Raw genomic sequence first — 22,394 nt, forward strand, 5'->3', positions numbered from 1 at the left:
GGCCGGTGGTTGCGACACCTTCCACGATGCTTGCCCAGAGCAACGACCGCAGGTAGAACACACGCGGTAGCCGGACAGCCCACGCAGCTTGGTGTTCAGCACCATCTCGACCGGCGTCGCCCAGCGCTGAACTCATTTCACAGCGTTCACGAACCAGCTGGTGATCGTGGTGGGGTGAGTGATCGCCGTGCCGACGACGACGGTCCAGGCACCGGCCGCGACGGCCTGGGCGGCCTGGTCCGGGGTGTGGATGCGGCCTTCGGCGACGACCGGAGTGCTGATCGCCGCGGCCAGCCGGGCCACGAGGTCGAGGTCGGGCCCGTCGGTCTTCGTGGTGTAGGGCGTGTACCCCGAGAGCGTCGTACCGACGAGATCGGCGCCCGCCTCCGCGGCCGCGACACCCTCCTCGAAGGTCGAGCAGTCGGCCATCACGAGCTTGCCGGTGCGGTCGTGGATCGCCTCGATGATCTCGGCGAGACTGCGTCCGTCCGGACGCGGCCGCTGCGTCCCGTCGAGTGCGACGACATCGGCGCCGGCCTCCGCGACCGCCAGCGCATGGTCCAGGGTCGGGGTGATGAAAACGTCGTCGTGGCCGTCCTTCCACAGTCCGATCAGCGGCAGCTCGACCGCCGTACGGATCTCGGCGATGTCCGCGATGCCCTGCACCCGCAGACCGGCGGCCCCACCGGCTGCAACGGCCTCCGCCACCGCCCGCATGGTGGCCGGCGAGTTCATCGGCTCCCCCGGATACGCCTGACACGAGACAACCAGCCGCGCCCGGACAGCCTCCAGCACGTCACTCATCCAGCACTCTCTCCCCTGCAACCGTGACCGCCAGTCTAGGCAGCACCTCAGGGGCCCGGACCCGACCGCCTGAGGAGGGCGATTCAGGTGGTGAGGACTGCGACGACTGCTTCGGCGGTCGAGGTCGCCGACTGGGGGTTCTGGCCGGTGACGAGGCGGCCGTCGGTGACGGCCTGCGGGGTGAAGTTCGCGGCCGGGTGATGGATCGCGCCGCGAGCGGTCAGCGCGTCGGCGAGCAGGAACGGGACGACCTCGGTCAGACCGACCGCGGCCTCCTCGGCGTTGGTGAAGGCGGCGACGTTCTTGCCGTCGACCAGGTGACGGCCATCGGACAGGGTCAGGTTCACCAGCGCCGACGGGCCGTGGCAGACGGCCGCAACCACGCCGCCGTTCTCATAGATGCCTGCGGCAAGCGATGCCAGCGCCTCGTCGTTCGGGAAGTCCCAGACGGTGCCGTGCCCGCCCGCGAAGAAGATCGCGTCGTACGCCGAGGCGTCGAGGCCGGCCGCGGCCGGGGTCTGCTCCAGGTCCACGGACGCAAGGAACTTCTGCTGGATCGGGTCGTCCTCGTCCAGCCCGTCGATCGGCGGACGGCCGCCGGCGACGGAGACCAGGTCGACGTCGAAGCCCGCCGCGGTGAAGACGGACCACGGCTCGGCCGCCTCGGAGGCGTAGAAGCCGGTGGTCCGGCCGGTGTCGCCGAGCTGGGAGTGACTGGTGAGAGCGATCAGTACGCGTGTCATGGCTTCATGATGCGAGCGCCGAGGTATCGGAGACCAATAGGAATCTGCGCGGTGTGCCATAGAATTTCTGATATGAGCCCGTCTCTCGACCTGCTTCGGACGTTCCTGGCCGTGCATCGCGCCGGCTCGATCACCGCCGGCGCGGAATTGCTCGGACTCTCCCAGCCGACCGTGACCGCGCAATTGAAGACGCTCGAATCCACGCTCGGCCGGCCGCTGTTCGAGCGGCTCGCCCGCGGCGTCCGGCCGACCGGCGCCGGCGACGAACTCGCGCGCCGGGTCGCCGATCCGATCGACGCGCTGCACGGCCTGCTGCGCGACGAACTCGCCGCGCCCACCGCGACCACCGTCCATCTCGGCGGCCCGTCGGACTTCCTCTGCGCCATGGTTCTGCCGTCGCTCGCCGAGCGTCTCGCAGACGGACTCCAGGTCCGGGCGACTTTCGGCCTGCCCGACGACCTGCTGGACCGGCTCGTCGACCGTAGCCTCGACTTGGTGATCAGCTCGACCCGGCCGCGGCGCGCCGGCGTCCGCGCAACACCCTTCTACGACGAGACTTTCGCGCTCGTGGCAGCACCGAAGTGGTCTGCCGGTACGCCGACCAGCTCACCGGAGCCGCTGCGGAAGATCCCCCTGATCGCGTACGCCGAGGAGGCGCCGATCATCCGCCGCTACTGGCGAACCGTCTTCTCCACCCGCCTGACCCGGACCGCCGACCTCGTCGTACCGGATCTGCGCGGAGTCCTCGCCGCGGTGCGCGCCGGCGCCGGCGCGAGCGTGTTGCCGACATACCTGTGCGACGAGGCGCTGGCCGCCGGCGAACTGGTCCTGCTGTCCGATCCCGAACTGCCGCCGCTCAACACCCTCTACCTGGCAACGCGGTCGGCCACCGGACCGAACAACCCGGCCGCCGTGGTGCGCGACCGGCTGCTGCGAACCTTCGGCTGACCCGCGCGCCCGAACAAGTCCTGACTACCGGAGCATCAGGACCGCGGCGGTGACGCCGGCCACCACGATCAGGGCGCGGAGCAGGCCGCTCGGGAGCCGGCGGCCGATGTGCGCGCCGACGTACCCGCCGGCGACCGACCCGGCCGCGAGCAGCACGATCGCGGTCGGGTTCAGGTCGGCGACGAACACGAAGATGATGCCGGCCACGAGGTTCGCGGCCAGCAGGGACAGGGTCTTGAGCGCGTTCGCGACACGCAACTCGAGGTCCAGGCCGAGGCCGAGCACCGCCATCATCATCACGCCCGCACCGGCGCCGAAGTACCCGCCGTACACACCGGTCAGCGCGGCGAAGAACGTCGTCGCCGGCGTCATCGTCGCCCGCGTCTCCGCCGGGGTCTCATGCCGCGACCGCAGCCAGCGGGAGATCCACGGCTGGACGCCGACGACCAGGCAGGTGAACAGGATCAGCCACGGCGCGGCCGCCGCGAAGACCCCGGGCGGCAGGGCGAGCAGCAGCGCCGCGCCGCCGATCGCGCCGATCGCGCACGTCAGCACCACGGCGATCGTCGTCGGCCGGGACACCTCGCGCAACTCCCGCCGGTACCCGAACGAGCCGCTGAGCGCGCCGGGCAGCAAGCCGATCGTGTTCGAGGCGTTCGCCACCACCGGCGGGATCCCCAGCGCGATCAGGGCGGGGAAGCTGACCAATGACGCGACACCGACGGTGGATGTGAGCACGCCGGCGCCGAGACCGGCCGCGACGATGGCCAGATGCTCCGCACCGGTCACGTCCTGTCCCGCACCGCGACGCCGGCATCCAGCATGATCTCGGGCGACTCCATGGCACCAGCTTATTGACGACCGGCAGCGGCCGGGCAGACGGTCGGTCCGGGACGCTGTTTACGCAAACAGACCGACTCGGCCCGATCATGGGCCCACGAGGCACGGACGTCAAGAGTCCAGCACCTCCGCGCCTCGAGCACGCGCGCCGATCCGCCCAAACACCAGCAAATCAAGGGCTTCTCGAACTGAACCGGATCAGTCGAAATTCCCGGGCACGGGCTCTTGACGCCGGATCGACAGGGGCGCTCTAATCATCGGCACCTTCTGTTCACGTAAACATTCTTGGCTCTCCGGAGGTAACAATGACCCCGCCCGCCAACGTCTCCCGCCGCGCCGTGCTCGGCGGAGCACTCGGTCTGGCCGCCGCAGGGGTGCTGGGCGCCTGCGGCTCCAACAAGGGAACCGGAGCTGCTGCCACTGGTGGTGGCGGCAGCAAGGTCTCGCTCAGCCAGTGGTACCACCAGTACGGCGAGAAAGGGACGCAGGAAGCAGCGAAGAAGTACGCCGCCGAGTACACCGACGCGACCGTCCAGATCCAGTGGATCCCCGGCGACTACCCGGCGAAGCTGTCCAGCGGTCTCTCGTCCGGCGACGGGCCCGACGCCTTCGAGGGCCACCTCGAGCGCTCACTGGTCAGCTCCGGCCAGGTCGTGCCGCTCGACGACCTGATCGCCGATGTCAAGGACGACTACGCCGAGGGCGACCTGGCCGCCAACTCGATCGACGGGAAGCTGTACTCGATCCCGATGATCAACGACCCGCAGATGCTCTACTACCGCAAGAGCCTGTTCGAGGCGAAGGGCATCAAGCCGCCGCAGACTCTCGACGACCTGATCGCGGCCGCGAAGGAACTCACCGACAAGTCGGTCAAGGGCCTGTTCGCCGGCAACGACGCCAACAACACCGGCGGCGGCCTGACCACGGCGGCGATCTACTCGACCGGCGGCCGGTTCCTGACCGCCGACCACAAGATCGGCTTCGACCCGGCCAAGGTCGCCGAGGTACTGCTGAAGCTGCGGAAGTTCGCCGCGGACAAGAGCCTGCTGCTCGGTGCGCCGACCGACTGGTGGGATCCGTCGGCGATCAACCAGAACCTGTGCGCGATGCAGTGGATCGGCATGTGGGCGGTGCCCGGGATGTCGACCGCGCTCGGCGCGGACGAGATCGGCGCGTTCCCGTTCCCGGCCGCGGCCGGCGGCAAGCCGGCGGTCGTCTCCGGCGGCTGGTCGGCGTTCGTCAGCGCGAAGTCCAAGAACATCGACGCTGCGAAGGCGTTCACCAAGTGGCTGTGGGTGGACAAGACCGACCTGCAGGAGGACTGGTCGCTCAGCTACGGCTTCCACATCCCGCCGCGGAAGAGCCTGGCCGCGAAGGCCTCGAAGCTCCAGTCCGGCCCCGCGGCCGAGTCGGTCAAGCTCAACACCGACTACGGGGTCCAGGGCGACCCGAACTGGACACCCGCGATGAGCACCGCGCTCACCGACGCCGTCACGCGAGTGATCGGCAAGGGCGGTGACCCCGAGACCGAGCTGGCCGGCGCGGTGAAGAAGATCAACACCGAGCTCAGCAAGATCTTCGGCTGATGTCGCAGCAGACGACCACAGCTCCGCAGGTGCGCCCGGTCGGCGGGCGCATCTCGAGCGCGCGGAGAACGCGGGCGATCCACGGGCAGCGGCGCGCGTTCTGGCTGTTCATCGCGCCGTTCCTGATCGGGCTCGTGGTCTTCGTCTACTTCCCGATCGCCTGGAGCGCGTTCCTCAGCTTCTTCGACGCCCAGGGCACCGTGACGCCGACCAAATTCGTTGGCCTGGGCAACTACACCGCGATGTTGAGCGACAAGGCGTTCGTCTCCTCGCTGGTGACGTTCACCGCGTTCGCCGTTCTCATCGTTCCGACCACCTTCGCGCTGTCGCTGTTCCTGGCGGTGCTGGTGAACCGGGTCCGGGTGGCGCGGGCGTTCTTCCGGTCGGTGTTCTTCCTGCCGACCGCCTGCTCGTACGTCGTCGCGTCGCTGATCTGGAAGCTGTCGATCTTCAACGGCGTCCGGTTCGGGATGGCGAACACGTTGCTCGGCTGGATCGGCGTGGAACCGGTCAGCTGGCTGGCCTCGCTGGATCCGCCGTGGTACTGGCTGGTCATCGTGACCGCGCGGCTGTGGCTGCAGGCCGGCTTCTACATGATCCTGTTCCTGGCCGCGTTGCAGAACATCAACCCCGAGCTCTACGAGGCCGCGTTCGTGGACGGCGCCAAGCCCGGCTGGCAGGTGTTCCGGCACATCACCCTCCCGCTGCTGCGGCCGACCTCGATCTCGGTGCTGCTGCTGTGCCTGATCGCGGCGTACCAGGCCTTCGACGAGTTCTACAACCTGCTCGGCGCGGTCGAGTACGCGCGCCCGCCGCTGGTGTACCTCTACCACCTCGCGCTCGGCAGTCAGCAGAACTTCGGCCTCGGCAGCGCGGGCTCGCTGATCCTGGCCGCGATCATCGCCGTCGTCACCGTGCTGCAGGGCAAGCTCCTCGGCTTCGGCAGACCCAGCGACTAGGAGATTCCCATGGATTCCCATCAGCCGCAGGCCGTCGGCTACCGGCGTACTCTCGCCGACCGGATCGCCAATGGCGCCGGGACGGCCGTGCTGCTCGTGATGACGTTGCTGTTCCTGGTCCCGTTCTACCTGCTGATCAGGAACGGACTGGCCGGCACCAAGGACATCACCGCCCCGGGCTGGACGTTCTTCCCCAAGGACATCCAGTGGCACAACCTCGCGGACCTGTTCAGCGACCCCGAGATCCCGATGCTCAGCTCGCTGCGGAACTCCGCGGTCGTCGCCGTCCTCACCACGGCCGGCACGCTGCTGGTCAGCTCGCTGGCCGGATACGCGCTGGCCCGGATCAACCATCCGCACAGCAACAAGATCTTCTACGCCGTGCTCGCCACGCTGATGATCCCGGGCGCGGTGACCTTCGTGCCGAGCTTCGTGATCGTGTCGTGGCTCGGGTGGGTCTCGGACTACCGCGGCCTGATCATCCCGTCCCTGTTCAGCGGCTTCACCGTCTTCCTGTTCCGCCAGTACTTCCTCTCGTTCCCGAAGGAGCTCGAGGAGGCGGCCCGGATCGACGGCCTCGGGTACGGCGGGACCTTCTGGCGGATCGTCGTACCGAACTCCGGGAACTTCATCGCGGCGATCGCCGTGATCACGTTCATCGCGAGTTGGAACTCGTTCCTCTGGCCGCTCGTCGTGGCCCAGGACGAGAGCGCCTGGACCGTGCAGGTCACGCTCTCGACCTTCGTCACAGCGCAGACCATCAACATCCCGCAACTGTTCATGGCGGCAGCCGTCTCGATCCTGCCGCTCGTCCTGGTCTTCGTCTTCCTGCAGCGGTATCTCGTGCAGGGTGTGGCCCAGACAGGCCTGAAAGGTTGAGAACCCTGTGAAACGAAGAACTCTCTGGGCGGGTGTGCTGCTGGCGACGGTCGGGCTCAGCCTCCTGACGTCACCGGCCAATTCCGCCGAACCCACCGCGAACACCTCCTTCCGCCCCGGTCAGCCCTGGCTGGACACGAGCGGCAAGGTGATCCAGGCCCACGGCGGTCAGGTCGTGCCGGCGACGGACGACGACGGCCGGCGCATCTACTACTGGTACGGCGAGGACCGCAGCAACGGGTACTACGACAGCCCGGGCGTCCACCTGTACTCGTCGTACGACCTGTACAACTGGAAGGATCAGGGGCTCGCCCTCCGCGCGATGAACTCCCCCGACCAGTTCGCGAACGATCCGTACTTCGCGAAGCTCTACAAGAAGTACACGCCCGCGCAGAAGGACGTCGTCTGGCGCGACCTGTCCACCAACAGCGTCCGCACCGACGGCTGGGCCCGCCCGTCGATTCTCGAGCGCCCGAAGGTGATCTACAACCAGGCGACCGGCAAGTGGGTCATGTGGGTGCACTCCGACGGCCCGTCGTCGGCGACCAGCACGTCGACGTACGCGCGCGCCGAGGCCGGGGTGGCGATCGCGGACTCGCCGAAAGGCCCGTTCCGCTGGATCGACTCGTACCGCCTGAACCGGGTGCCGAGCGACTCGGTGCCGTGGTGCGGCAGCGGGTCGGCGTTCGACCCGGCCGGCGGGATGGCGCGGGACATGAACCTGTTCGTGGACGACGACGGCACGGCGTACATCATCTACTCGTCCGAGGAGAACCGGACGATGTACGTGTCCAAGCTGAACAGGTCGTACACGTACCTGTCCGCGGCGCCGGAGAACGCCGTCCAGGGCAAGGACTTCGTGCGCACGCTGGCGTGCAACCAGCGCGAGGCGCCGGCGATGTTCAAGTCCGAGGGCACCTACTACTTGGTGACGTCAGGTGCCACCGGCTGGGATCCGAACCCGGCACGCTACGCGACCTCGCAGAACGTCCTGGGGCAGTTCACCGACCGCGGTGTCCCGATCAGCGGTGACGGCGCGGCGACCACGTACCACTCGCAGAGCACCAACGTGATCCCGGTCGACCAGAAGCAGAACAAGTTCGTGTTCATGGGTGACCGGTGGACGCCGAACGACCTCGCCAACGCGCCGTACGTCTGGATGCCGATGAGGTTCGGCGAAGGCGGCGCGCTCAGCATCGGCCCGGACACCGAGTGGACGCTGCGAGACCTCACGCCGTACACGCGCTGGACCGTCACGAGCACGATCCCGGACCACGTCTGGCTCGGCGACACCAGCACGCTGCCCGCCGCCGTCACGGTGACGACGGCCTCGGGATCACAGCAAGTCGCTGTCACCTGGGACGCGGCGAGCATCGCGCAACCGGGACCGGCGACGCTGCGCGGCACGCTCGCGGACGGCAGGACGTTCACCCGATCGGTTGTGGTCGTGCCGCACGGCCTGCGGTACGCCGTGAACGCCGGCGGGACCGCGACGCCCGACTGGACCCGCCTGACGCAGGTCGCGTCGGCGGAGCAACCACTGCTCAACTCGGAGCCGGAGCAGCCGCTGGGCACTGATCCCGCGACCGGCACACAGTGGGGCTACACCGGTTCGAGCGCTCCGGCAGGCACCGGTGACCTCTACACCACCTTGCGGTACGCGAAGAACCACGAGCCGCTGGTCTACACGTTCGGAAACCTCGAGCCCGGCACGTACACCGTCCATGCGGGCTACTACGACCCGTGGCCGTGGGCCAACCGCGCTGCCGAGGTCTCCGTCAACGGTTCGGTCGTCGACCAGCAGCGCTTGTTCACCGCGACCGGTGTGGCGGCGACGTACGGCGGGATCACGGTCGGGGCCGACGGAAAGCTCACGGTGACGATCACTCCGACCCGCTCCCCCGACATCCAGGTCAGCTGGTTGATGGTGGCTCGCGGTAACTGACGCCCGCCTATGCTGATGCCATGTCGAGCGAGGTCAAAGGCGCGCGCCGCGGCGCCAAAGGGCACCCGAAGTCGGGACCGTCCATCGGCGACGTGGCGCGGCTGGCCGGGGTGTCGTCGCAGACCGTGTCCCGCGTCTCCACGGGCTCGGAGCCGGTCCGGGCCGAGACCCGGGAGCGGGTGCTCGACGCGATGAGGCAACTGGGCTACGCACCGAACCTCGCCGCCCGGGCCCTGCGCCAGGGCAACTTCCGGTCGATCGGCCTGATCGCTCACCAGGTCATCCGCACGGGTGAGTCGAAGACGATCGAGGCAGTGATCGAGGCCGCTCGCCGGGAGGGTTACTCGGTGAGCCTCGTCGACGTCGAGACCCCGTCGTCGAGCGATGTCAGCGAGGCCGTCCAGCACCTCAGTCACCAGGCGATCGACGGCCTGATCATCATCCGCGCCGAGACCGCGACACCGGCCGCGCTGGCGCTGCCGCCGACGCTGCCGGTCGCGGTGTCCGACTCGCGGTTCGTCGGGCACCATCCGGCCGTCGGCGCCGACCAGGCCGGCGGCAGCCGGGCCGCGGTCCAGCACCTGCTGGATCTCGGGCACCCGACCGTGCACCACATCGCGGGACCGAGCGACTCCGGCCCCGCGGACCTGCGGGCGACCGCGTGGCGGCAGACCCTGACCAGCGCCGGACGCCAGGTGCCGGAGGCGTTCGTCGGCGACTGGTCGGCGGAAGCGGGCTACCGGATCGGCAGCAGCATCGCCGGGCGCGACGACGTGACGGCGGTCTTCGCGGCGAACGACGAGATGGCCGCCGGCCTGATCCACGCGCTGCACGAGGCCGGCCGCCGGGTGCCCGACGACGTGAGCGTGGTCGGGTTCGACGACATCGACCTCGCCGCCCACCTCTGGCCGCCGCTGACCACGGTCCGGCAGGAGTTCCACCAGATCGGCCACGACCTGGTCGAGGTGATCATGCGGCAGCTCGGCGGCCGCGAGCAGCTGACCGGCTACCACGGCACCGTGCCGGCGCCGCTGATCGTCCGGCAGAGCACGGCCGCGCCGCGCCCGCGCCGACGGACCCGGCGCTGAGCACGGCACCGATCCACGGTGGACATTCGTGACGTCTTCAAGTTACCGTCGCTGACGACAATGTTTACGTAAACAACGTCGCCGTACGGCTCGACAAGAGATGAGAACCCATGCCTGACTTCGCCATCGGTGAGTCCGACTTCCTCCTGGACGGCCGGCCCTTCCAGATCATTTCCGGTGCGCTGCACTACTTCCGGATCCACCCGGACAGCTGGGCCGACCGGATCGAGAAGGCCCGGCTGATGGGGCTCAACACCATCGAGACCTACGTCCCCTGGAATCTGCACAGCCCGCGTCCGGGCGTGTTCGACACCTCGGGCCTGCTCGACCTCGGGCGCTTCCTCCGCGAGGTCGCGTCCGCCGGGCTGTACGCGATCGTGCGGCCGGGACCGTACATCTGCGCCGAGCTGGACAACGGCGGGCTCCCGGCGTGGCTCTTCCGGGACAGCAGTGTCGGCGTCCGCCGGTACGAGCCGGGCTTCATGTCCGCGGTCACGCAATACCTGCAGGACGTGCTGGAGATCGTCCGCCCGCTGCAGATCGACCAGGGCGGCCCGGTGCTGCTCGTCCAGGTCGAGAACGAGTACGGCGCCTTCGGCGACGACCAGACCTACTTGAAGGCCGTGGCCGAGGTCATCCGGGGCGCGGGCACGACCGTTCCGCTCGTCACCGTGGACCAGCCGACCGACGCGATGCTCGCCGCCGGCGGACTGGACGGCGTACTGCGGACCGCGTCGTTCGGGTCGCGGGTTCCGTCGCGGCTGGAGGCGCTGCGCAAGCACCAGCCGACCGGGCCGCTGATGTGTATGGAGTTCTGGGACGGCTGGTTCGACTACTGGGGCGGACGTCATCACACGACGTCGGCGGCCGAGGCCGCGGCGGAGCTGGACGCGCTGCTCGCGGCCGGGGCGTCGGTGAACATCTACATGTTCCACGGAGGCACGAACTTCGGGCTGACGAGCGGGGCCAACGACAAGGGCGTGTACCGCGCGACCGTGACGTCGTACGACTACGACGCGCCGCTCGACGAGGCCGGGAACCCGACCGAGAAGTACCACGCGTTCCGCGAGGTGATCTCGCGGTACGCCCCGGTGCCGGACGAACTGCCGGCGATCCGGCCGCCGGCCCGCGAGTTCGGCGTCGCGCTGGCCGATCCCATCGGGCTCCTGCAGGGCTGCGGCGGCACCTGGTCCGAGCATGCCGCGCTGCCCACGCTCGACGACCTCGAGGCGCGGCTGGCGCTCTTCCGTACCGAGCTGCGCGGGGGCGGGCCGGCGTTGCTGACGTTCGGCGAGGTCCGTGACCGTGTCCAGGTGTTCCTCGACGGTGCGCCGGTCGGTGTCCTGGAGCGGGAACGGCACGAGCGGGCGATCATGCTCCCGCACACGCGCGGCCGGCTCGAGCTCGTCGTCGAGGACCAGGGACGGGTCAACTACGGACCGCGGATCGGTGAGCCGAAGGGGCTGATCGGCCCGGTGCGCCTGGGCGCCGACGAGCTCACCGGCTGGTCGGCGTGCGTGATCGACCTCGACAACCTTCCGCGGCTGTGGGATTCCGCCGGCCCGACACCGTCCGCTCTCGGCATCGGGCCGACCGCCTGGCGCGCGACGTTCGAGACCGACGGCGAGTCCAATCTGTTCCTGCGAACCGATGCCTGGGGCAAGGGTCTCGCCTGGGTCAACGGCTTCTGCCTCGGCCGGTACTGGCGCCGCGGCCCCCAGGAGACGCTCTACGTACCGGCGCCGCTGCTGGCGCCGGGGACGAACACCCTCGTCGTCCTCGAGCTCGACGTCATGGACACGCCCACGGCGACCTTCACGGGCTCCGCGTCGCTCGGGTTCACCGACCTCTAGCCGGTCTTCCGGACGGTGAGCTCGAACGTCGTCAGCGCCGACGCGTCGATGGCGAGCCGGTGGACCTCCGGCCCCCACACGGCACTGAGCAGGTCGTCGTCGACAGGGCGGCGTTCGAGCGTTCCCGCGCCGAGTTCCGCGTTCCACGTCAGCGTCGCCACGGCACCGGACAGCGCCCGGACGACGAGTTCTCCGGGCCGCTGTCGTTGCGGCGTACCGGCGATCACGAAGTGCTCCACGAGTACGTGCCCGGCCGGCCACGTGTCGACGACTCGTACGGCGCCCGCGTCGAGCGTGGCCTTCCGCCGTACGGCGCCGTCCGGCAGCGTCAACGCGAACGAGGCCCCCTCTTGTACGTCGATGTGCGTGGCCTTCGAGTCCGCGCCGGGTGACTGCTCCCGGCCGTCGACCAACGGGACGTTGTGCCAGGCGCTGCGCACGACCCACTGCTCGTAGCGCCGCGGCGAGAACGAGATCGCCGTGTAGGTCGGCTGACCGAGATCGATGAGTACCGGCGACGAATCGACCGCGGCGATGAACGAGCCGACATCGTTGTGGTTGTGGTTCTCGTCGTTGTGGCCGCCCTTGACGGCGAGGGCCAGGCCGGCGTCCCGGGCGACGAACAGCTGCGTGTCCGGAAGCCAGGTCGAGCGCGGCAGCCCTGTGGCACCAGGCTTCGCGGCCCACCAGTCGCTGTCGAAGAGAGCCAGGACCAGCCGCCCGAGGCCGGGCTGTGGCGTCGGCAGTTCGTCCCGATGTGTTGCTGCGAACGCCGTCACGTCGTCGTCGCCGATCCGGCGCCCCCAGCGGTGCAGGACATGCCATGGCTGCTGCGTGCTCGGTCGCGCGGGACCGTCGCCGACGTTCACGAACCAGCCGTCGCCGAGCGCCATCCGGCCCGGGTACCGCGCCAGCTCGGCGAGCGGCGGAACACCCCACGGGTCGAACGCGCCGGCGGTGATCCGGTCGAGGAGTTCGAGAGCGGTCGCCAGACGGGCCGGGCCGTTCCACCAGTACGCATAGCCTTCGTCGCAGCCGCCGTCGGACGGCATCGCGTCGAGGTACCGGCTGAGCCCTTCCACGACCAGGTCGACGAGCCGCAGTTGCCGGTCGGCGTCGGGTTCGAGCAGCAGAGCGGCACTCAGGATGTGGCCGTGGATCCACGGGTTCCAGTTGTGCAGCCGGCCGTCCAGCCCGAGCCAATGCCAGTCGCGGCGCTGCAGGAACGGTACGAAGACACGGACCCGTGCCTCGCGCCGCAGGCGACGACGCAGGCCTGGCACGCGATCGTCGAGGGCAGGTCCGAGGACGAGATCGGCCCAGGCGAGGACCTCGACGGTCTCGGCCGCGCCCAGGTCGACGTACGGATCGTCCGGATCGGCGACGACCTCGTTGCGTGCCGAGGCGAACGACTCGTGCGCAGCCCAGCACCAGGTGGTCTGCTCACACAGCAACTGCAGTCCGTCGGCGGCGTGGTCGACCCACGACTCCTCACCGGTGACAGCAGCCGCCGCGACCGCTGCCGCCGTACGGCGACGCAGCTCACCGACCGGCTGCTCGTAGGCGACCCGCACGCCGTCACGCCAGTAGCGCGCGTAGTCCGAGAGCAGCGTGTGCGGCCAAGGCTGCGCGCGGTCCTTCTCCGCCTCCCCCAGCAGCGCGGCGACAGCCTTGTGATCCAGGGCCTCCCACGCGGCCCGCTCGCTGATGTCGGGGACGCCGAGCCGCACCGCGGCAGCCCCGACGGCCGACCGGCGTACCTCGTCGGACAGGGACCGCCACCGCTGCATCAACGACGTCACCAGGACACCGTATTAGGCGACCCCACGGTGGTGGGTGGCTCGGTAGTGGGTGGGGGGCATGGTCTTCTGTTCGCGGAAGCGGCGGTTGAAGTTGGCGAGGTTGTGGTAGCCGCTACGGGTGGCGATCTCGGTGATCGGGAGCGAGGTGGTCGTGAGCAGGCGGCAAGCGGTCTCGACGCGCAGCTGGTTGACGTAGTCGGTCAGCGTGCAGCCGAGCGCGCGGCGGAAGAAGCGGCTGAACGACGTCGGCGCCATGTGGACGAGCGCGGCGACCTCGTCGAGTACGACCGGCTCGGTGTGCGCCCGCTGCAGGTGCCGGCACACCACGTCGACCCGATCCCGTACGGCGGTGCTCGGCGCGGCGGCGTACCCGGCTCCGGTGATCGGTGTCGCTGCCGTACCGGCGGCGAGACGCTGCAGTACGTCGAGAAGCCGCACCGTCTGGTCGGCCGGCGCGAGTCGGGGAAGAGCAGCGATGTCGGCGTGCAACTCGTGGCGGCCGAAGTACAACCCGCGGGCCGAGCGGCTCAGCAGACTCTGGACGGCGGCGAACTGCGGGAGCTCGAAGAAGCCGGCGCCGAGGAAGTCGTGCCGGAACTGTGTCACGGCGGCCTCGGACTGCTGATCCGACGCGTACGTGTGCGGCAGATCGGGCCCGAGCAGCACGAGATCGCCCGGCAGGTACCCCTCCACATCGGTACCCACGTACCTCGTCCCGGATCCCGCGGTGATGAGCGTGAGTTCGTATTCCCGGTGGAAGTGCCAGGCGAAGCCGAACGACCGCTCGCGCCTGGTGAAGCACGTGAACGTCGTACCGCTCGGGACTCCCGGCCGCTCGTAGCGCGGGTTCATCGGCACAGTCTAGGAGGACAACTGAGTACCGGAACCGGTCATCAGCGGCGTAGCACCCCGCGGGCCGGGGTTGGAATCGTGGAGGCCATGACGACCACCGACCTCTCCGTCGACGAGCTCGATACGCCGTACGACGGTGTGCCGCCGACCGCCACCGCCGACTTCAACCGCGACGGGTTCGCCCACCTGTCCGGAGTACTGAGCCCGGACACCATCGCGCGGTACGAGCCGACGATCACGTCCGAGGTGATCCGGCTCAACACCCAGCACCTGCCGCTCGCCGAGCGCGACACGTACGGCAAGGCGTTCCTGCAGGTGACGAACCTGTGGCAGCAGAACGAGCTGGTGAAGGAGCTCGTGTTCTCCCGCCGTCTGGCCGGTATCGCGGCGCGACTGCTCGGGGTGCACGCCGTTCGGCTGTACCACGACCAGGCGCTCTACAAGGAGCCGAGCGGCGGCATCACCCCGTGGCATGCCGACCAGTACTACTGGCCGCTGTCCTCCGATCGGTGCGTGACGATCTGGCTGCCGCTGCAGGAGACGCCGCGGGAGATGGGGCCGCTCGCGTTCGCCCGCGGCAGCCACAACTTCGCCTTCGGCCGCGAGCTCCCGATCTCCGACGAGTCCGAGGAACAGCTGAAGAACGCCGTGGCCGAGCAGAACTTCGAGGACGTGGTCGAACCGTTCGCCCTCGGCGACGCGTCCTTCCACCGCGGCTGGACCTTCCACCACGCCGGCCCGAACCGCGGCACCGAGCCCCGGCGCGTGATGACGGTCATCTACATCGACGCCGACATCCGCGCCGCAGCCCCCACCAACGACAACCAGCACGCCGACCTGGCCAACTGGATGCCAGGCACGACCCCCGGCCAGATCCCCCAATCCCCCCTCAACCCGATCCTGTACGACACCGCCGGCCTCCAATAGCGGGAGCGATGAGGAACCCGCTGGTGTTTGCTGGTGTGGGCCCACGAACAGCCCACAAAACAAGGGGATTCCGGCTCGGAAACTGTCGGTGGCACCGTCTAGAGTCGATGCCATGGAACTTCTGGGCGAACGGCCGGCGTGGTCGATGAGTGGCGGCGAACTGCTGTCCACCCTCGACACGCTGGAGGCCGAGCTCGCCCGCCTGGAGGCCTACCGGCTGAGCGTGATCGCCGCGATCGAGTCCACCGGGTACGCGCAGGAGCTCGGCGCCCGCGACACCGCCGAACTCCTGCGTTTCCGGTACCGCCTGGACTCACCGGCCGCCCGCCGCACCCTCCGCCTCGCCCAGACCGCCCCGCACTACCCGGCCGTATCCACCGCCCTCGAACGCACCGCCTCCTCCGCACCCACCGACGCCCCCGACGACAGCGGGTCCGACGACAGCGGGTCCGACGACAGCGGGTCCGACGACAGCGGATCCGGCGACGGTGGTGGTGGTGGCTGGCTGCTGCGGCCGGCGCAGGCGGCCGCGATCGTGTTCGGACTCGACCGGGTCCGGTCGCGGGTCCCGGTGGAGCACCTGGACGCGGCCGCGGAGCAGTTGGTCGGGCTGGCCGGTCACCTGTCGCCCGGCGAGCTGCGCACCGCCGCGAAGGAGATCGCCGACCTGCTGGACTCCGACGGCCCCGAGCCCGAGGAGCTGAAGGCGTATGAACGGGAGTCCCTGACGCTGTCGGCTGCCGACAACGGGGTGAAGTTCACGGGCTTCCTGGCCAACGAGAACGCCGAACTCCTGCGCGCCGTCGTCCACGCCGGCGCCCGCCCACACAAGACCGTCGACGGCGAACACGACCCCCGCCCGCGCGACAAGCGCCAGGCCGACGCCCTGTCGGATGCCTTGAGCACCGCCGCCGCCGTCTGGGCCACCACCGGCCCCACCACCGGCCCCACCACGGGCACCGAGGGCACCGCGAGCACTGCGGGCACAGATGGTGCTGCGAGCACTGCGGGCACAGGTAGTGCCGCGAGCACCGCGGGTGCCGCGGCCTCGGCGGCTGAAGGCGCCGCGGGCGCCGAGGACACAGCCGGCACCGCGGGCACGGGTGGTCGGGTGGCCGGGTATGGCGCGAAGGCGACCATCACCGTCACGATCGACCTCGAAGACCTCAAAGCCGCGACCGCGGACGCGATCGGGCGCACCGTCTACAGCGGCGGGCTGTCCGCGGCCACGATCCGGCGGCTGGCCTGCGACGCGAACATCATCCCGTTGGTGCTGGGCTCGAACTCCGAGCCGCTGGATGTGGGCCGCCGCGTGCGGCTGGTCACCAAGGCGATGCGCCGCGCCCTGGACGCCCGTGACCGTGGCTGCGTGGTCTGCGGAGCCCCGCCGGTGATGTGCGACGCCCATCACCTGATCTCGTGGATCGACGGCGGCGACACCAAGGTCTCGAACCTGGCTCTGCTGTGCCGCCGTCACCACACCGACCTGCACAGGGGCCGCTGGCAGATCACCATCCTCGACGGCGTCGTCCACGTCGCCCGCCCCAGCTGGGCCGAACCCGGACCCACCCCAGCCACAGCCCGACGCACCGCACCGCCACACACCCAGCCACGACGTACGGCGTCTCCAGATGCCCGGGCCCGACGTCCGGCACCACTGGACACCGACGCACCGCGTACAGCACCGCCCGACGCGCAACCCGGACGCGCGGCACCGCCCGACGCACAACCTGAACGGGCTGCGCTGTACGACGCCCAAGCTGGGCGCGCGGCATCGCTGGATGGCGGGCCGCGGCGTACGGAACCGCCGGGCGACGGCCGGGCTGGACTCGCGGTAGCGCCGGATGTCGAGGCAGCCGGCTGCGGGGAGAGCATCCCGGACCGCTCGCGCTGGAGGGCCGACGATGCCGTTCTCCAGCAAGCGGCTGCCTTTGCAGCCACCGGGTAGCGGGCGGACAACCCAACACCTCCTCACCGCGGGCCTGCGGGCAGGAGGCTGTTGTGCTGCTGCCGGTCGGAGAGAGCGAGGAGTCCTTTCAGCGCCTCCGGCAGCGTGTGATTGTCCTGCCACCCCGGCGAACCGGCGCAACTGGATGGAGTACGACACCGCGGCCCGGGTCGTCGACCAAGCGACGCAATCGTCCCTCAGGGACGGATCCGGCTGGCGCGTCAGCCCTCGCGCGGCCATCCGCACCCCGCGATCTCGTCGAGTGGTCCGTAGCGGTAGCCGGGCGTGTCGCCGGTACATGCGTATTGCCACACGGCCTCGGTCGGCGGGCGGCAGCCGGGCGACGACCGATCCCACGCAACCTGCTCGCCGTCGATCGCGTACGCGCGCGGCAACAGGGCGTCCGACGACTCTGGTTGCACAAGGCAACGGCGTCGTACCAGCTGACCCGCTGAGCGGCACGCCGCCCCGTGCGACCGGGTACGGGGCGAGCCGGACGGTGTCGTGGGGGCGTTGGTTCTGTACCGCTCCTGGCGAACTCGGAACCGGCCCACCAAAAGGGCGGAACTCAGCTGCTTGAAGGCGCTGTGTTTTGCGTACGGGACGGTGGCGGCGTCGGCGTACCAGGTGTAGCCGTCGAGCACGGGTTCCCAGCCGCGTTCGGTGGTCGCGTGGCGGTCGGGTCGGCGGACGGCGACAGGTGTCGACAAGGCCGGCAGGGTGCCGTCGACGAGTGCCTCGCGGTTGACGAACATGCTGGTCGACTCGGGTTCGCATAAGCAGAGGACCTGGTCGGGCAGCGGCATGGTCGGCCGGCTGGTGCCGTGCAGGACCCAACGCTCGGCGGTCGGCCCGGCGTCTGCAGTCGGCCTTCGAGGACCCGAACATGGCCGCTCATCAGTTCGGCGCGTTCTCACACGCTGACGGCACAGAGAACCGCCAGCCGGCCACTGAAGCGAGCCACTGCTCTGAGCTCGGCCGCCCTTCTCCTCTTTGGTCTTCGGCGTCAGTCGAGGAGGTTGTCGACGATGGTGGTCATGCGGTCGACCGGGATGGCGAAACCGATGCCGATGTTGCCGGAGCGGGTGGCGCCGAGGGTGGCGATGGCGGTGTTGACGCCGACGACCTGACCGGCGGCGTTGACGAGCGGGCCGCCGGAGTTGCCGGGGTTGATGGCGGCGTCGGTCTGGATCGCGGTCTGGCGGGTGCCGTTGTCGCCGAAGCGGGCCTGGCGGTCGACGGCGCTGACGATGCCGGCGGTCACGGTTCCTTCCAGGCCGAGTGGGGATCCGACGGCCAGCACCGGGTCGCCGACCTGGAGTTGTGCGGACCGGCCGAGCGGGAGCGCGCGCAGGGCCGCGGCGTCGGCGGACGCGACCTGGAGTACGGCGAGGTCGTTGTCCTCGTCGGCGCCGACGACTCGCGCGTCGACGGTACGGCCGGTCGACAGGACCAGTGACACATCACTCGCTCCTTCCACGACATGGGCGTTCGTGACCACATGGCCTTGCTGGTCGACCGCGAAGCCGGAGCCGGTCGCGCGTCCTGCCCGGACCGAGACGACGCCCGGCAGGACGCTCGCGGCGGCCGCGGTGATGGAACCCTGGGCGACCGCCGGAGGTGCCGACGACTGCTGCAGCTCCGTCGCGGGCTGACGGCCGCCGGTGAAGGCGCCGGCGAGTCCACCGGCAGTGATCGAGAGAGCGAGGGTGCCGATGACGAGCCCCGCTCGACGCCGACCGCCGCCGGACCGAACGCCCGGCGGAGCAACCGGGGGCGCAACCGGCGGGATGACCGGCGGGATGAGTGGTGGGGCCGTCACCCCGGCCTGAGGTGCCGCTGCCGGAGAGGGGGATGCCGGAGCGGGGGCCGGGGTGACGGAGCTGGGAGGCGGACCGGGGACGTAGTCCGGTCCGCGGAACGGGTGACCCAGATGTGGAGGCATAGGTGGCTCCTGATCAAGGAAGGCGGGAGAACCAGAGCAGCGAGGCCAGCGCGGCCAGTAGCGCCGCCGCCAGGGCGATCCCGGCGACGAGGTTGGTGATCTCGCGCGGCTCGGTGGTCCAGCCGATGGAGGACTGGAGGTCGGAGTAGACGTCACGCAACTGCTCGTCGCTCTCGGCCTCGTAGAAGGACCCGTCGGTCGCGTCGGCGAGACCTTGCAGTGCCTCGGTGTCCGCGGGAACCGGGATCTCACGTCCTTCCAGGTTCACGGTTCCGTCCGGCGTGCCGTAGGCGATCGTCGACACCGGTACGCCGGCCTGCGCGGCCGCCTCGGCAGCCTGGTCGACCGGGCTGCCCGCGGTGTTGCCGCCGTCGGACAGCAGCACGATCCGGCTGGGCGGCGGATCGTCGGGATCGATCGTCCGCACCGCCTGCAGGCTGGTGAGGACGGCGTCCCCGATCGCGGTCGAGTCGCTGAGCTGCAGGCTGTTGATCGCGTCGACGGTCGCCTGGTGGTTCGTGCTCGGCGCCGACACCACGGTCGCGGTCCGCGCGAACGACACCAGCCCGACGTTGAACTTCTCCGGCAGGTCCCGCACGAACTGGACCGCGGCCTGCTTCGCGACCTCGAACCGGTTCGGCGCGACGTCGGTCGCCGCCATCGAGTTCGAGATGTCCATCGCGACCAGGACGGTGGCGCGCTCACGCGGGACCCGGAGGTCCGCGACCGGCCGGGCGATCGCGATCGTCAGCACGGTCAGCGCGGCGAGGAAGGCCGCGGCCGGCGCGTGCCGGCGCCAGCCGGGCCGCTTCGGGGCGACCTTCTCCAGCATCGGGAGGGTCGCGAACCGGACGGCGTACTTCGTCCGGCGGCGCTGGGCGATCAGGTACGCCGCCACGAGCGCGGCGACCAGCACCAGCAGCCAGAGCCACAGCGGTTGCTCGAATCTCATCTGGTCCTCACAGCAGTCGGGTTCCGCCGGACGCCGGCCCGGCGGCGCGCGGTGGTGAAGGCGGCGACGTCCCGGACCCAGTCGGTGTCGGTGCGCAGCACGAGATGCGCCGCACCGGCGGCCCGGATCGCCTGGGTGGTCTGTTCGCGGTGTGCCGCCATCGCGTCGGCGTACCTGCGGCGGAGTCTGCGGCTGGACGTCTGGACCTCGCGGCGTCGTCCGGTCTCCGGGTCGACGAGGGTGAGCAGGCCGACCTCGGGGAGTTCCAGTTCGCGGGGGTCCAGCACTTCCACGGCGACCACCTCGTGCCTGGCGGCCAACCTCCGCAGGGGATCCGCCCAGCCGGTTTCGTGGAAGTCCGACACGATCAGGCGCATCCCCGGCCTGCGATGTTCCCGGTCGAGGCGACTGATCGCACGACCCAGATCTGTCCCGGGGACGGCGCCCGGTTCGGGTCTGGGGAGCGTGAGGAGAGTACGGAGAGTACGGCGGAGTTGGACCGCGCCCGCGGCGGCCGGGAGACGGCGGAGGTCGTTGCCTTGGGCAATCCGTACGCCCAGGCGGTTGCCGGGTCGGTCGGACAGGAGCCCTACCGCGCCGACGATCGCGACGGCCAGATCGCGTTTCTCGCTCAGCGCGGTGCCGAAGTCCATACTCGCGGACGCGTCCAGCAAGGCCCACGTCTCCAGCTCGCGCTCCGCCAGCGGTGCCCGGACATGGGGTTCCAGCGAGCGGGCCGTCACGTTCCAGTCCATCCGCCGTACGTCGTCCTGGCCGGGCTGGTACGGACGCGCCTCGTTCGGTTCGCTGCCGGGACCGCTGCGCAGGCCGGTGATCTCGCCGTGCAGGAAGCCTTCCAGCTTCCGCTTCACGGTCAGCTCGAGCGCACGCAGGGTCCGCTCCCGCCCGGTCAGCAGGTCGGTCATGCCGCCGAGCCCTGGGCGTCGTCGGAGGGCACCACGTGCGGCTGCTCGATGGTGTGCAGGATCCGCGTGACGACCGACCGCGGATCGACCCCGTCGGCGAGCGCGTCGAACGTGAGCACCAACCGGTGCGCCATCACGTCCAGCGCGACGTCGTACACGTCGGCCGGCAACACGTAGTCCCGCCCGCGCAGCAACGCCAGCGCCCGCCCGGCCGCGACCAGTCCCAGCGTTGCCCGCGGGCTGACGCCGAACTCGAGCACGCCGGCCAGGTCGTGGATCCCGTACTGCGCCGGCACCCGGGTCGCGTGCACGAGGCGGACGACGTACTCCGCCACCGCGTTGTGGACGAACACGTCGTCCGTTGCCTCCTGCAACTGTGCGACCTGCTCCGGGGTGAGGACGGCGTTCGCGTGCGGCCGGTGCGCGCTCATCCGCTGCAGGATCGTCAGCTCCTCCATCGGGGTCGGGTAGTCCACCGTGATCTTCAGCAGGAACCGGTCCCGCTGCGCCTCGGGCAGCGCGTAGACGCCGTCGGACTCGATCGGGTTCTGGGTCGCGAGCACCAGGAACGGCTCCGGCAGCCGGTACGACGTACCGCCGATGCTGACCTGGTGCTCGGCCATCGCCTCGAGCAACGCGGACTGCACCTTGGCCGGCGCCCGGTTGATCTCGTCGGCGAGGACGAGGTTCGCGAACACCGGGCCGAGCTCGGTGTCGAACCCCTCGGTGGACGGCCGCCAGATCCGGGTCCCCATGATGTCGCCGGGTACCAGGTCCGGGGTGAACTGCAGCCGGGCGAACCGGCCGCCGATCACCTCGGCCAGGGTGCGCACGGCGAGCGTCTTGGCGACGCCCGGCACGCCTTCCAGCAGGCAGTGGCCGCGGGCAAGCAATCCGACGAGCATCCGCTCGACGAGCTGGTCCTGCCCGACGACGACCCGCTTCACCTCGAACAGCGCGTGCTCCAGCGAAGCGGCTGTCGCCGCGCCCCGCGGAAGATGCGGCTCGGTCATGCGTTACCGGCCGGGTTCTGCTCGGACTGGGAAGGCTGCTGGGAAGGCTGCTGCGACGGCTGGTCGCCCTGGCCCTGCCGACCCTCGCCCTGACCGCCCTGCCCGTTCTTCTCGGGGCAGTCCTGCGAACGCTGCGACGGCGACGGTGTGGTGTCGCCGTCCTCCACCGTCACGTACCCCTGCTCCGGGGCGGGGTCGTTTCCCGCGGCGTACGCGATCCCGCCCGCACCGAGCGCCGCAACCGCCACCGCACTGCCGAGGACCAGCCGTTTGACCGGGAGTTTCATCAGGTTCTCCTTCGATTCGCCTGGCCACAGCTCATCAAGCAGGCGCGAAAACGACCGGAAAGCGGACCGAAAGCCCGCCGAAAGCGCGCACCGGACC

The 22,394-nt window shown here is 70.1% G+C and carries 20 protein-coding genes; 9 read left to right on the plus strand and 11 right to left on the minus strand.

Features of this window, described 5'->3' with window-relative positions; all coding sequences use genetic code 11:
- Positions 1-132 precede the first annotated feature (132 nt).
- Together AB0L64_RS08715 and AB0L64_RS08720 are read right to left on the minus strand one after the other, a co-directional pair.
- Entirely contained in the window at positions 133-804 is a 672-nt protein-coding gene (locus AB0L64_RS08715) for an N-acetylmannosamine-6-phosphate 2-epimerase (RefSeq protein ID WP_363709224.1), read from the minus strand.
- Positions 805-887: 83 nt separating this feature from the next.
- Positions 888-1,547, minus strand: a complete 660-nt coding sequence (locus AB0L64_RS08720; protein ID WP_363709226.1) for a type 1 glutamine amidotransferase domain-containing protein — start codon at positions 1,545-1,547, stop codon at positions 888-890.
- A 72-nt stretch (positions 1,548-1,619) separates the two neighbouring features.
- Between AB0L64_RS08720 and AB0L64_RS08725 the strand changes: the two genes are divergently transcribed.
- A complete protein-coding gene (locus AB0L64_RS08725) occupies positions 1,620-2,495 on the plus strand; it encodes a LysR family transcriptional regulator (protein ID WP_363709228.1) in 876 nt (291 codons plus the stop codon).
- Positions 2,496-2,519: 24 nt separating this feature from the next.
- Here AB0L64_RS08725 and AB0L64_RS08730 read toward each other — a convergent pair whose 3' ends face one another.
- Positions 2,520-3,284, minus strand: coding sequence for a sulfite exporter TauE/SafE family protein (locus tag AB0L64_RS08730; protein WP_363709230.1), 765 nt, complete (start codon positions 3,282-3,284; stop codon positions 2,520-2,522).
- 356 nt (positions 3,285-3,640) lie between these two features.
- On the opposite strand from AB0L64_RS08730, the gene AB0L64_RS08735 reads away from it, so the two are divergent.
- The 6 genes from AB0L64_RS08735 (at position 3,641) to AB0L64_RS08760 (ending at position 11,645) form a co-directional block, all read left to right on the plus strand.
- The gene (locus AB0L64_RS08735; RefSeq protein WP_363709232.1) at positions 3,641-4,921 is read left to right on the plus strand and encodes a sugar ABC transporter substrate-binding protein; all 1,281 of its coding nucleotides are present in this window, start codon (positions 3,641-3,643) and stop codon (positions 4,919-4,921) included.
- Positions 4,921-5,880 (plus strand): sugar ABC transporter permease, encoded by a 960-nt coding sequence (locus AB0L64_RS08740; RefSeq protein WP_363709234.1) that lies wholly within the window; start codon positions 4,921-4,923, stop codon positions 5,878-5,880. Before AB0L64_RS08735 ends, AB0L64_RS08740 begins: the two co-directional genes overlap by 1 nt.
- 9 nt (positions 5,881-5,889) lie before the next feature.
- Positions 5,890-6,759 carry a carbohydrate ABC transporter permease gene (locus AB0L64_RS08745; RefSeq protein ID WP_363709236.1) on the plus strand — a complete coding sequence of 290 codons (870 nt, stop codon included), beginning with the start codon at positions 5,890-5,892 and terminating at the stop codon, positions 6,757-6,759.
- A gap of 7 nt (positions 6,760-6,766) precedes the next feature.
- Entirely contained in the window at positions 6,767-8,704 is a 1,938-nt protein-coding gene (locus tag AB0L64_RS08750; RefSeq protein WP_363709238.1) for a family 43 glycosylhydrolase, read from the plus strand.
- A gap of 20 nt (positions 8,705-8,724) precedes the next feature.
- Positions 8,725-9,792 (plus strand): LacI family DNA-binding transcriptional regulator, encoded by a 1,068-nt coding sequence (locus tag AB0L64_RS08755; protein WP_363709240.1) that lies wholly within the window; start codon positions 8,725-8,727, stop codon positions 9,790-9,792.
- Positions 9,793-9,902: 110 nt separating this feature from the next.
- Entirely contained in the window at positions 9,903-11,645 is a 1,743-nt protein-coding gene (locus AB0L64_RS08760; RefSeq protein WP_363709242.1) for a beta-galactosidase, read from the plus strand.
- On the opposite strand, the gene AB0L64_RS08765 is transcribed toward AB0L64_RS08760, so the two are convergent.
- Complete coding sequence (locus tag AB0L64_RS08765; RefSeq protein ID WP_363709244.1) at positions 11,642-13,447, minus strand: heparinase II/III family protein; 1,806 nt, start codon at positions 13,445-13,447, stop codon at positions 11,642-11,644. The genes AB0L64_RS08760 and AB0L64_RS08765 overlap by 4 nt on opposite strands.
- A gap of 12 nt (positions 13,448-13,459) precedes the next feature.
- Positions 13,460-14,299: an AraC family transcriptional regulator gene (locus AB0L64_RS08770; RefSeq protein ID WP_363709246.1), complete on the minus strand. Its 840-nt coding sequence runs from the start codon at positions 14,297-14,299 to the stop codon at positions 13,460-13,462.
- A gap of 87 nt (positions 14,300-14,386) precedes the next feature.
- Between AB0L64_RS08770 and AB0L64_RS08775 the strand changes: the two genes are divergently transcribed.
- Positions 14,387-15,226: a phytanoyl-CoA dioxygenase family protein gene (locus AB0L64_RS08775; protein WP_363709248.1), complete on the plus strand. Its 840-nt coding sequence runs from the start codon at positions 14,387-14,389 to the stop codon at positions 15,224-15,226.
- 112 nt (positions 15,227-15,338) lie between these two features.
- On the plus strand, positions 15,339-17,174 hold the full coding sequence (locus AB0L64_RS08780; RefSeq protein ID WP_363709250.1) for a DUF222 domain-containing protein: 1,836 nt from the start codon (positions 15,339-15,341) through the stop codon (positions 17,172-17,174).
- A 221-nt stretch (positions 17,175-17,395) separates the two neighbouring features.
- Here AB0L64_RS08780 and AB0L64_RS08785 read toward each other — a convergent pair whose 3' ends face one another.
- The 6 genes from AB0L64_RS08785 to AB0L64_RS08810 form a co-directional block, all read right to left on the minus strand.
- Positions 17,396-17,980 carry a hypothetical protein gene (locus AB0L64_RS08785; RefSeq protein WP_363709252.1) on the minus strand — a complete coding sequence of 195 codons (585 nt, stop codon included), beginning with the start codon at positions 17,978-17,980 and terminating at the stop codon, positions 17,396-17,398.
- A 200-nt stretch (positions 17,981-18,180) separates the two neighbouring features.
- Positions 18,181-19,119, minus strand: coding sequence for a trypsin-like peptidase domain-containing protein (locus AB0L64_RS08790; protein ID WP_363709254.1), 939 nt, complete (start codon positions 19,117-19,119; stop codon positions 18,181-18,183).
- Between the two features lie 13 nt (positions 19,120-19,132).
- Positions 19,133-20,071, minus strand: coding sequence for a VWA domain-containing protein (locus AB0L64_RS08795; RefSeq protein ID WP_355691376.1), 939 nt, complete (start codon positions 20,069-20,071; stop codon positions 19,133-19,135).
- Positions 20,068-20,997, minus strand: a complete 930-nt coding sequence (locus AB0L64_RS08800) for a DUF58 domain-containing protein (protein ID WP_363709256.1) — start codon at positions 20,995-20,997, stop codon at positions 20,068-20,070. Before AB0L64_RS08800 ends, AB0L64_RS08795 begins: the two co-directional genes overlap by 4 nt.
- Positions 20,994-22,010, minus strand: coding sequence for a MoxR family ATPase (locus AB0L64_RS08805; RefSeq protein WP_363709258.1), 1,017 nt, complete (start codon positions 22,008-22,010; stop codon positions 20,994-20,996). Before AB0L64_RS08805 ends, AB0L64_RS08800 begins: the two co-directional genes overlap by 4 nt.
- Positions 22,007-22,297 carry a hypothetical protein gene (locus AB0L64_RS08810; protein WP_363709260.1) on the minus strand — a complete coding sequence of 97 codons (291 nt, stop codon included), beginning with the start codon at positions 22,295-22,297 and terminating at the stop codon, positions 22,007-22,009. Before AB0L64_RS08810 ends, AB0L64_RS08805 begins: the two co-directional genes overlap by 4 nt.
- Positions 22,298-22,394 lie beyond the last annotated feature (97 nt).

Source organism: Kribbella sp. NPDC051936 (genome assembly GCF_040680955.1).
In the GTDB taxonomy this organism is placed as follows: Bacteria; Actinomycetota; Actinomycetes; order Propionibacteriales; family Kribbellaceae; genus Kribbella.

Excerpts from the sequence above, each read along its gene's own strand:
- AB0L64_RS08715 (WP_363709224.1), bottom strand. The coding sequence starts at position 804 with ATGAGTGACGTGCTGGAGGCTGTCCGGGCGCGGCTGGTTGTCTCGTGT.
- AB0L64_RS08720 (WP_363709226.1), bottom strand. The coding sequence starts at position 1,547 with ATGACACGCGTACTGATCGCTCTCACCAGTCACTCCCAGCTCGGCGAC.
- AB0L64_RS08725 (WP_363709228.1), top strand. The coding sequence starts at position 1,620 with ATGAGCCCGTCTCTCGACCTGCTTCGGACGTTCCTGGCCGTGCATCGC.
- AB0L64_RS08735 (WP_363709232.1), top strand. The coding sequence starts at position 3,641 with ATGACCCCGCCCGCCAACGTCTCCCGCCGCGCCGTGCTCGGCGGAGCA.
- AB0L64_RS08740 (WP_363709234.1), top strand. The coding sequence starts at position 4,921 with ATGTCGCAGCAGACGACCACAGCTCCGCAGGTGCGCCCGGTCGGCGGG.
- AB0L64_RS08745 (WP_363709236.1), top strand. The coding sequence starts at position 5,890 with ATGGATTCCCATCAGCCGCAGGCCGTCGGCTACCGGCGTACTCTCGCC.
- AB0L64_RS08755 (WP_363709240.1), top strand. The coding sequence starts at position 8,725 with ATGTCGAGCGAGGTCAAAGGCGCGCGCCGCGGCGCCAAAGGGCACCCG.
- AB0L64_RS08760 (WP_363709242.1), top strand. The coding sequence starts at position 9,903 with ATGCCTGACTTCGCCATCGGTGAGTCCGACTTCCTCCTGGACGGCCGG.
- AB0L64_RS08770 (WP_363709246.1), bottom strand. The coding sequence starts at position 14,299 with ATGAACCCGCGCTACGAGCGGCCGGGAGTCCCGAGCGGTACGACGTTC.
- AB0L64_RS08775 (WP_363709248.1), top strand. The coding sequence starts at position 14,387 with ATGACGACCACCGACCTCTCCGTCGACGAGCTCGATACGCCGTACGAC.
- AB0L64_RS08780 (WP_363709250.1), top strand. The coding sequence starts at position 15,339 with ATGGAACTTCTGGGCGAACGGCCGGCGTGGTCGATGAGTGGCGGCGAA.
- AB0L64_RS08785 (WP_363709252.1), bottom strand. The coding sequence starts at position 17,980 with ATGCCGCTGCCCGACCAGGTCCTCTGCTTATGCGAACCCGAGTCGACC.
- AB0L64_RS08790 (WP_363709254.1), bottom strand. The coding sequence starts at position 19,119 with ATGCCTCCACATCTGGGTCACCCGTTCCGCGGACCGGACTACGTCCCC.
- AB0L64_RS08795 (WP_355691376.1), bottom strand. The coding sequence starts at position 20,071 with ATGAGATTCGAGCAACCGCTGTGGCTCTGGCTGCTGGTGCTGGTCGCC.
- AB0L64_RS08800 (WP_363709256.1), bottom strand. The coding sequence starts at position 20,997 with ATGACCGACCTGCTGACCGGGCGGGAGCGGACCCTGCGTGCGCTCGAG.
- AB0L64_RS08805 (WP_363709258.1), bottom strand. The coding sequence starts at position 22,010 with ATGACCGAGCCGCATCTTCCGCGGGGCGCGGCGACAGCCGCTTCGCTG.
- AB0L64_RS08810 (WP_363709260.1), bottom strand. The coding sequence starts at position 22,297 with ATGAAACTCCCGGTCAAACGGCTGGTCCTCGGCAGTGCGGTGGCGGTT.